Here is a 9353-nt window from a genome sequence, read left to right on the forward strand (position 1 = left end):
AACTGTCCTTTCGGGGGAAATAGGGGGTCAGCCGGCCTGTCCGCCGACCATCATCCGGTCGATGCGCAGCGTGGGCTGGCCGACGCTGACGTGCAGCGACTGACCCTGCTTGCCGCAGGTCGCCATGCCGCTGTCGAGCGCCAGGTCGTTGCCGATCATCGAGACATGGCGCAGCGCCTCGTGCCCAACGCCGATCAGCGTCGCGCCGCGCACCGGGGCGACCAGTCGACCTTTCTCGACCAGCCAGGCCTCGATCGTGGTGAAGTTGAAACGGCCGGTGACGATATCGACCTGCCCGCCGTCGAATTCGGTCGCATAGACGCCGCGATCGATCGAGGCGATGATATCGGCCGGATCGGCGGCGCCGTTCGCAAGGAACGTGTTGGTCATGCGCGGCATCGGCAGATGCGCATAGGACTGCCGGCGGCCGTTGCCGGTCGAGCGCGCGTTCATCAGACCCGCATTGAGCCGGTCCTGCATCAGCCCGGTCAGCACGCCGTCCTCGACCAGCAAGGTGCGGTCGGGCGCGACGCCTTCGTCGTCGATGCCCAGCGACCCCAGCCGCCCCGCGATGCCGCCATCGTCGATCACCGTCACACCGGGGGCGGCGATGCGTTCGCCGACCTTGCCGTCGAAGGCGGACAGATGCTTGCGGTGGTGATCGGCCTCCAGACCGTGGCCCACCGCCTCGTGGAACAGCACGCCCGGATAGCCCGGCCCCAGCACGACCGGCATTTCGCCGGCCGGCGCGGGCACGGCGTCTAGATTGTTGACCGCCATGCGCGTCGCGGTCGCGATCATCGTATCGATCGAGGCCGCATCGAACCCGTCCAGGCCGGCGCGCCGGCCCAGACCCGCCTGTCCGCGCGCGCGCTGACCGTTGTGTTCGGCGATCACGACCATCGACAGGATGGTCATGGGCCGCACGTCGCCAGCCAGCAAACCGTCGGCATCGGCGACCAGCACCGTCGTGTCGGTCGCGCGGACGTTGGCGTCGACCCGCACGATGCGCGGATCATGCGCGCGCGCCTGTTCGTCGATTCGTTTCAGGATCGCGATCCAGGCGCCGGCGTCCTCGACCGCGACCGGATCGACCGCGGGATAGAGATCATGTCCCGCGACCCGGCGGTTTAGCGCGACACCTTGCGGATGTCGTCTCGTCTCCCCGCGACGCTCCAGCGTCCGCACCGCGCGCACGGTGTCGAGCAGCGCGCCCTCGCGGATATCGGCGGAGTGGGCGAAGCTCACCTGGCCGGCATGGGCCGCGCGGGCGCCGACGCCCTGGCGCATGACAAAGCCGCCCTGGGTGACGCGCCCGCCCTCCAGACCCCAACTGCGCATGCTGGTCGTCTCGAAATAGAGGTCGGCGAAATCCGCGCCGCCTCCGGCCAGCTCGCCCAGCGCGCGGGCGATCGCCGCTTCGTCGAGTCCGGCCGGGCCGAGCAACGCCGAGCGTGCGCGGTCGATCGCGAGGGCGCCGCCGTTCATGCCCGGCCTCCCACCAGCATGTCATCGATCAGGATCGAACCGGTGCGGATCGCGCCCAGCCGCTCGACGTCCCGGCCGACCGCGCGGACGCCGTTCAGCATCGCGGGCATGGTCCCGGCCAGCGTCACGTCGGTGACGGCATGGACCACCTGCCCGTCTTCGACCCAAAGGCCCCGCACCGCCTGGGTCCAGTTGCCGCTCGCGGGATCGGTCTTGCCGCCCTGAAACTGGGTGACCACCAGCCCGGCGCCCAGCATCCGCAGCATCTCGGCCCAGTCGCCGCTTTCGGCCGTGCTGGTCAGCCGCAGATTGTAATAGCCATCGGCATTGCCGGTCGAGGACAGGCCCAGCTTGCGCCCCGTGAAGCTCGACAGGAAGAGCCCCTCGACCACGCCGCACCGGAGGATGGCGCGCGGCGATCCGGCGATCCCCTCGCTGTCGAAGCCGCCGCTGGCCAGACCCAGAGGCTCGAACGGGTCTTCGTGAAGATCAAGGTGCGCGGCGGCCACGCCGCGTCCGATCGGACCGGGCAGGAAACTCATGCGCCGATGTTGCGCCGTTCCTGTAAGCGCGCCCGCCAACTCGCCGACCAGAATGGCGGCGACACGCGGCTCGAACAGCACCGGGCAGCGACGGCTGTCGACCGAGCGCGCCCCCAGGGCCCCGCGTGCGCGGTCGGCGGCGGCCTTCGCAAGCTGTTCAGCGGACGACAGGGCGTCGGCCCGTCGTTCCTGCGATTGGCAGAAGTCGGAAATGCCGCCGCCCTCGTCCTGCGCCAGCATCACCGTCCAGCGGGCGTCGTTGGAGCGCAGCGCGCTGCGGCAGAAGCCGTCGCTGGTCGCCAACGCCCAGAGGCCTTCGGTCGCCACGGCCACGGACTCGCCCGCGCGCAGGCGGCTGTCGGCGGCGGCGACGCCGATGGCGATGCGGTTCATCGTGTTCGCGGCGTCCAGCAGCGTCTCCGGCCCCCGGGGACTGTCGGCGTAGAGCAAGGGCGCCGGACCGGAAAAGGCGAGCGCGTCCGCGGCGGGCATGTCGGCGTCTGGATCGGGCTGGACATGCCCGGCGATCAGCATCGCCTCCTCGACGACCCGCTCCACCGCCGCCCGATCGAACCCGGCGGTCGAGGCCGATCCGCGACGCCCCTCGTGAAACACGGTCAGGCCCAGGCCCTGACCACCGCTGCGCTCGGCCGTTTCCACCTCGCCGTCGCGCACCGCGATCCTGGCGACGGCGTCATGATGGACCGAGGCGCGCGCCCGCGCCCCACGCCGGCCCGCCAGCTCCACCGCCAACTGGGCCGCCTCGCGCAGCTCGGTCTCGGTCTGGGTGAGCAGCCGGGTCACGCCTGAGCCTCGATACGGGCGGCGGTGGCGTGGCCGTGATGCAGCTTAAGGCGATCGGTGTGATAGACGGCCAGCTTCTCGTTGTGCACCACGCTGACGATGGTCGCCTCGGGCAGGGCGTCGAGCACCGACTGGTAGAAATGCGCGGCGTTGTCCGCGTCGAGCGCGCTCGTCGCCTCGTCCAGCACCAGCAAGGTCGGGCGCTGGAGAAGAATGCGGGCCAGCGCCACCCGCTGCTGCTCGCCGGGCGACAATTCGTCCTGCCACATGCGGGACTCGTGCATCGCGTCCATATGGGCGTCGAGCCCGACACGCCCGAGAAGCGCCGCGATGGCCGCGTCATCGTGATCCTCGGTCCGGTCGGGGAAGCAGATGGCGTTCTTGAGCGTACCGAGCGGAAGGTAGAGCCGCTGCGGCACCAGCATCGCCGTACCGCGCCGGGTCATGGCGACGTGGCCCGATCCATCCGGCCACAGTCCGGCGATGGCCCGTAGCAGGGTGGTCTTGCCCGTGCCCGAAGGCCCTTCGATCACCCAGCGCTCGCCATCGCGGATGGTCCAGTCGGCGACCGACAGCAAAGGCTCGCCATTCGGGCGACGCAGCATCAGACCCGTCGCACTGATCGCGACGCCCTCGGGCGCGCCGCCGGGCGTAAAGCCGATGCCACGCGGCCGCTCGTAGTCGATCGCATCGTCCAGCGCCTTCAGACGATTGATGTTGGCGATCTGGCGGGCGATGCTCGGATAGGCGGTGACGATATAGGACAGACTGCCCGCGAACTGCGCAAAGGCGTCGCGCGCCGCCTGGACCTGACCGAAGCTGATCGCGCCCGCGAAGTATTTCGGCACGGTCAGAAACAGTGGGACGATGCCCATGACCTGCTGATAGACGCCCTGCCCTACCTGCAAGCCCGCATTGGCCAGCATCATGCGGTACCAATTGCGCCGGATATGGGCGAGAGCGTTGCCAAGCCCGTCCTGTTCGATCCCCTGCGCGCCGGAAAAGGCGATCTGTTCGCTGTTGCGCCGGACGTGAAGCAGGTCGCTGCGGAAATCGGCTTCGTAATGCTGCTCGCGCATCCGGCGCCGGACGAACGGCTTGCCGATCCAGGTGATGAACACCGTGCCAAACAGGACATAGACGATCGCGAACCAGACGAGGTCGCCGCCGGGCAGCGGGATGCGATGGCCGAGCAGGGGAATGCTGATCGGCGAGGATGTCTGCAGCAATATGGCGGCGAAGACGATCGCGCGCACCAGACTGAAGAGGATCGAGATCACGATGGCGAGCGGCGACGTACCGTAGACCAAGCCCATCGCCGTGAACTCCTTCAGGTCTTCGGCGATGCGCTGGTCGGGATTGTCGATCATCCGCAACCGCTCGATCTCATAGAAGCGATCGCGGGCGAACCAGCGGCCCAGATACCATTCGGTCAGCCATTGGCGCCACCGCATCGACAGCGTCCAGCCGACGATATTGTGCGCGAAGGCCGTCCCGATCTGGAGAAGGATGATCATTGAGAAGGCGAAGACCAGCGACAGGAACAATCCGCCCTGCCGCTGTTCGATCGCATCGTAGAAATGGCGCTGCCACTGATTGGCCAGCAGGAAGGCATAGGTCGTGCCGACCTCGATCGCGCAGTAGCACGCCACCAGAAACCACGCCCATTTCCAGTCGTCCGACACGAAATAGCGCGTGCTCAAGCGCCAAGCATGGGCCCAGCGTTCTCGCCCCGGCTGGGAGGACTGGAGACCCGCCTCGCGGCGGGTCTCCTCGACATTGGCGGCAGGGGGATTCATCGGTCTGCGATACCCGATCAGAACAGGCGCTTGGAAATGCTGAGGCGCACGCTGCGCGGCTCTCCGACCGGCACGTAGGTGAAGATGGAGCTCGACCCGTAGTTTCGGCGATCGAAGATATTGCGGACACCGACATTGATGTCGAAGCCCCTCACACTGAGGAAGGCATTCGCATCGATCTGCCTCGACGCCGGTACGACATACTGGCCCAGCAGGTTGGCGAACGAGCTCGACCGCCCGTACAGGCCGGCCGATACGCCGCCGCTGACACCCTCCGAAATCTTCCTGCGATAGGTCGAATAGACGCTGTAGGTGTCACGCGGCTGGTTCGCCACGACCGTCTGGAAGGCGTTCGTCGTCAACAGCGCATATTTGGTGCGCGTCAGCGACGCCAGCACCGTCCATCCCGGCGACAACTGCCCGGCGATGTTCAGATCGACGCCCCGCCCGCGCTGCCCCGGTCCGGGGAAGAGGTTGGTCGGATCCGTTGGGTCGCGAACGATGATATTGTCCTGCTGGATATCGAAGTAGGACGCATTGATTGTCGCGCGCTTTTGGAAGAGGTCGAGCTTGACGCCCGCTTCCTTGTTGTTGGTGATGATGTTCGGCAGGATGGAGCCATCCTTGGCGACCGTGAACGTGGCCTGCTCCCCTCGCGCATAATTGGCGAAGATCGAAAGGTTGTCCGTGGCGTCGAAGATGACGCCGCCGCCCGGTGATACGCCACTCTTGCGTTGTACCAATAATGGCGACGGGCCCGCGAAAAACGTCTGCGATGTGGTTTCGAACCAGTTCTGGCGAACGCCGCCCAGGACCTTGATCTTCCAGAACTCGATCAGAGCCTGACCATAGACCCCCTCTTGCTTGCCGCCGTTGCGGATCTGCACATCGCCAAACTCTGACCACGGTATGACGACCAAGGGCGTATTGGCGTCGAGCGACGGGTTCGTGGCCCGGTGATAGACCAGCCCGCTCTGCTGCGCGCCGTCGCCGTCGCTGTAATTGTAGCCAACGTTGAAGCTGGCCTTCACGCCGTCGCCGATCTGCGTCTTGATCCGCAGGAAGCTGTCGATGGCGCTGGATGAGCCGTCCTGCCGCGAACCTTGGGTATCGGCCACCAGAGCGCCCGCACGGCTGTAGCCGACGTTGGCGGCCCGGAGCGTCAGCAGGGTCTGGTCGTGCGTACCGCGTACGACGAGGTCGATACCCGGCACGATCTGTCGCGTCGCATCGAAGTAGACCCGCGTGGTGTTGATGTGAATACCCTGGTTTGGCGCATAGATGGGCCGCGAGGGGTCGCGATCAATGATCTGCCTGGTCGTCTTGTCGAACAGCGTGAAGGCGCCGATGCCGCTGGAGCCTTCGTTGATGCTGGCGCCGATCACGACATCGGTCAGGCGATCCTTGTACCGCACGGTCGGCGCGAACAGCCAGCTCTCGTCACCCGTATAGCCGCCGTAATTGTGGTCCATCGTCTGCGCGCTGGCGATGACGCGCGCCGACAGCTTGTTGTTGGCGATGATCGCATCGTTGGCGTCGATCACGCCGCGCACCAGCCCGAACGAGCCCGTATCGAAGCCGACGGCCAGCCGCCGCTCGGCGCTCGGCTTCTTCGTCACCACGTTGACGTTACCGCCCAGATTGCCGAACCCGGCCAGCAGCGCGTCGGGGCCCTTCAGGACTTCGACCCGCTCGATATTGGCGACCGGCTGATCGGCCCCGGCATTGACGCCATATTGCGACGTCGTCGTCAGGCCGTTGACCAAACCGCCCGCCGAGAAGCCGCGGAGCGTATAGCTGGCGCCGCTATTGGGGGTGTTGACCAGCGCCGACACGCCGCCCGCGTTGCGCAGGATGTCGGTGATGTTGAGCGCCTGCTGTTCCTCGATCGTCTTGGCGGTGATGACCTGCGTATTGCGCGGCTGGTGGCGCAGGCCCAGGCCGTTGCGATCGGAGGTGCTCGACTGGCGGACCAGCGCGCTGGTTTCCGCCTCGTCGCGCCGTGCGGTCACGACGACCTCACTCAGGATGACCGGGTCGGTGACAATGACCAACCCCGCATTCGCGCCTGGAAGGACAGCCAGGCTACTGCCCTTGATCGCCGCCTCGGCCGCCTGCCGGGCATTCTGGGCTCCGCGCACTGGCCGAGAGACTAGTCCCCTGACGGCGTCGGGGTCGTAATTGATCGTCTCGCCCGTCCGTGCGGCGATCGTCTGAATCGCCTCGGCCATCGGCGTGGCGGGCAAGTCGACAGAGCCCGCCCCAGCGTCCTGAGCCGCCGCGGCCGACGGCGCGACCACTCCCGCTATCGCGAGCACGCCAAGGCTGGCTGTGCTTAACAAGCCGCGTACATTCACAGTAAAGTAGAACATTCACCCCTCCCGAAGGGCGCGCACCACCCCGCGCACAGCTATTGCCGCACGCCCGGTCGAACGAAACCCTGTGCTAAAACAGACTCGCCTCTCGGCAAAATACGGTGGCTTCCCATGGAGGTCGCAACCGTAGCCGTCCTTCCCCGCTGACGGATTCCGTTTCTTGACGCAGAGCGCGTCAGCCGGATTTCCCGTCGAGAGGAACGCTAGATGTCACTCATGTGACAGGCAAATGCGAAGTGTTCATGGGGGGTATGAGCGAGTTCGATGCCTTAGGTCGGCCGCCAGCCAGCACGGCATAGTCATCGATCTGCTTGACGAACCAGACCAGCATCGGGTCGCGCCGACGGTGGCTCGCCCATTGCGCGACGATGGTCGTCTGCTTGGTGGCGAAGGGCGCCTCGACGAGCCTCAAAGGCATCAACGAAGCATAATGCTGGAACAGCCATGAGCTTCCCGTGGCTATCAGGTCGCTGCCGATGACGACCGCGGGAAGGGTGGCCTGCGAGGTCGCCCGCATATGGATGCGGCGGGTCTTCAGCAACTCGGCGCCGTGCGGGTCGAGCGGGAACACCGAGCTCTTTTCGCCTGGGGCGGCGACGTGGCGCGCCGCTCGGTACTGCGCCTCGCTGATGTGATATTGGTCTCCCAACTCTGGATGCCCGGTCCAGATCATGCACGATACATGGTCGCTCAGGATCGGCGCTGTTTCCAGCCGGTCGATCGCCGCCTCCGCTGGGAGGAGCAGTAGATCCGCGCCTTGATCGAGCGAGCGTTGCGGCATCTCGACGTCGAGCGGGACCACATTGACCGACAGGCCGGGCGCCCCGCTTGATAACCTCCTCAATAGGGGCCCGAGGATCATCTGTTCGATCACATCCGGCGCGGCGACGGTGATCGTCTCGGTCGTGGTCGACGGATCGAAGGCGATGGTGAAGTTGAAGGTGGCGTTCACTTCCCGCATGACGCGGCGGACTTCGACGCGCAGCGCCAGGCCGAGAGGCGTAAGCTGCTGCTCCCCGCCCGAATGGACGACGAGATCGTCCCCGAAATGCTCCCGCAGGCGTCGCAGCGCGTGGCTCATCGCCGACTGACTGAGCAAGACCCGGCGTCCGGCTTCGGTCAGGGTCGATGCATGCAGGATGGCGTCGAGCGGATACAGAAGATTCAGGTTGAGGCGGTGCACCGGTCCTTCGGCGACAGACCATGCCGACGCCGTGTCCTCATCCGTTGATCGTTCGGACGCCACGAGGCTACACCTTCAAAAATCCCTCACGCATCAGTAAGCGTCAAAAATCCGCCATGTCTACGCCCGTCAACGCGAGCATGGCAAAGCTGGCCAGCCAGTGCTCGCCCATATAGTCCCCCGCGACCTCATAGATCGCCGCCGCCAGATGCTCCGTTGCGGAGGCTTCCAGCACAGCGGCCGCCGCGCCCGGCGTCACCGGCGCGAGTTCCCGCATCGCCCAGGCCCGGCTGAGGTTCAGGCCATCGAGATGGCAGATCCGACCGTCGCGGCGATCGCTGACATGCGCAGGCGAGAGCAAGGCGGCGGGGGCTCCATCGGCTAACCCCGGCAGGAAACCGGAGAGCCATGTCGCGAACGTCTCCGCCGGCAAAACCCGCTGCATCGCCAACGCCTCCATCAGCGTCGGCGACAGGAAGTCCTCGCCGCTGGGTTCCCACGCCTGGGCCGCGCGATCCGCCCCGAACCATGCCTGTGCGCGTTCGGCCATCAGGGCCCGCATCGGCTCGTCACCGGCGACCCGCGCATAGTGATCGGCCAGGACCAGCGCGAAGGCGGTGTTGGCGTGCGTGCCGGCGCGCACTGGATAGGTCAGCAGCGGCAGATAGGCGCGCCACCGCGCCGCGAACGCTTCCGCGAGCGGTTGAAGCGTCCGCGCGTGCGGGCTGTCGGCGGCCAGCAGTTCGCTCTGCAGCATCAACAGCCACGCCCAGCCGTAAGGCCGCTCGCCCCCCCTGAATCGGGACGGTCAAGATAGGCTTGTTCGGTCGCGACCTTTTCCGGCGAGAACGCGTTCGCGAACAGGATGTCGATCGCCTGCGCGTCGGCCAAATCGGAATACCGCCGCCAGCGAGCGTGCCCGATCGAAAGGGATGACGCGCGTCCTAACCCCGTTCTTCACGCCAATTGAGCATGAAGGTTGGACCAACCCGGAGAGGCCACTTCCGCCTCTTATATCCGGTCCGGCAAACGGACGTTCCCAGGTTCCGAGATGAGTCAGTGTCAGTCATTAGCCGATGTCGCCAATGCGCCATGTGTGGACGGCTCCCCGTTGGCAAGGGTTGATCTGACGTTCTGCTGAGCCTGGTCGGAGCGGCCATGT

Annotated in this window: 6 protein-coding genes; all 6 read right to left on the minus strand. The window is 66.4% G+C overall.

Features of this window, described 5'->3' with window-relative positions:
• Positions 1-27: 27 nt before the first annotated feature.
• The 6 genes from AC07NC_RS11650 to AC07NC_RS11675 all read right to left on the minus strand — a co-directional run bounded on the left by AC07NC_RS11650 (position 28) and on the right by AC07NC_RS11675 (position 8948).
• On the minus strand, positions 28-1488 hold the full coding sequence (locus tag AC07NC_RS11650) for a metallopeptidase TldD-related protein (RefSeq protein WP_494569652.1): 1461 nt from the start codon (positions 1486-1488) through the stop codon (positions 28-30).
• Positions 1485-2834, minus strand: coding sequence for a TldD/PmbA family protein (locus AC07NC_RS11655; protein WP_494569653.1), 1350 nt, complete (start codon positions 2832-2834; stop codon positions 1485-1487). The genes AC07NC_RS11650 and AC07NC_RS11655 overlap by 4 nt, the downstream gene beginning before the upstream one ends.
• Positions 2831-4519, minus strand: a complete 1689-nt coding sequence (locus AC07NC_RS11660; RefSeq protein ID WP_494569654.1) for an ABC transporter ATP-binding protein/permease — start codon at positions 4517-4519, stop codon at positions 2831-2833. The genes AC07NC_RS11655 and AC07NC_RS11660 overlap by 4 nt, the downstream gene beginning before the upstream one ends.
• Positions 4520-4650: 131 nt before the next feature.
• Positions 4651-7005: a TonB-dependent siderophore receptor gene (locus tag AC07NC_RS11665; RefSeq protein ID WP_494569655.1), complete on the minus strand. Its 2355-nt coding sequence runs from the start codon at positions 7003-7005 to the stop codon at positions 4651-4653.
• A 217-nt stretch (positions 7006-7222) separates the two neighbouring features.
• Entirely contained in the window at positions 7223-8254 is a 1032-nt protein-coding gene (locus tag AC07NC_RS11670; RefSeq protein ID WP_494569656.1) for a LysR family transcriptional regulator, read from the minus strand.
• A gap of 40 nt (positions 8255-8294) precedes the next feature.
• Positions 8295-8948, minus strand: a complete 654-nt coding sequence (locus AC07NC_RS11675; protein ID WP_494569657.1) for a DUF2891 family protein — start codon at positions 8946-8948, stop codon at positions 8295-8297.
• Between the last annotated feature and the right edge of the window lie 405 nt (positions 8949-9353).

The sequence above is a fragment of the Brevundimonas sp. GW821-FHT10A07 genome, from assembly GCF_059415785.1.

Excerpts from the sequence above, each read along its gene's own strand:
- AC07NC_RS11650 (WP_494569652.1), bottom strand. The coding sequence starts at position 1,488 with ATGAACGGCGGCGCCCTCGCGATCGACCGCGCACGCTCGGCGTTGCTC.
- AC07NC_RS11665 (WP_494569655.1), bottom strand. The coding sequence starts at position 7,005 with ATGTTCTACTTTACTGTGAATGTACGCGGCTTGTTAAGCACAGCCAGC.
- AC07NC_RS11675 (WP_494569657.1), bottom strand. The coding sequence starts at position 8,948 with ATGCTGCAGAGCGAACTGCTGGCCGCCGACAGCCCGCACGCGCGGACG.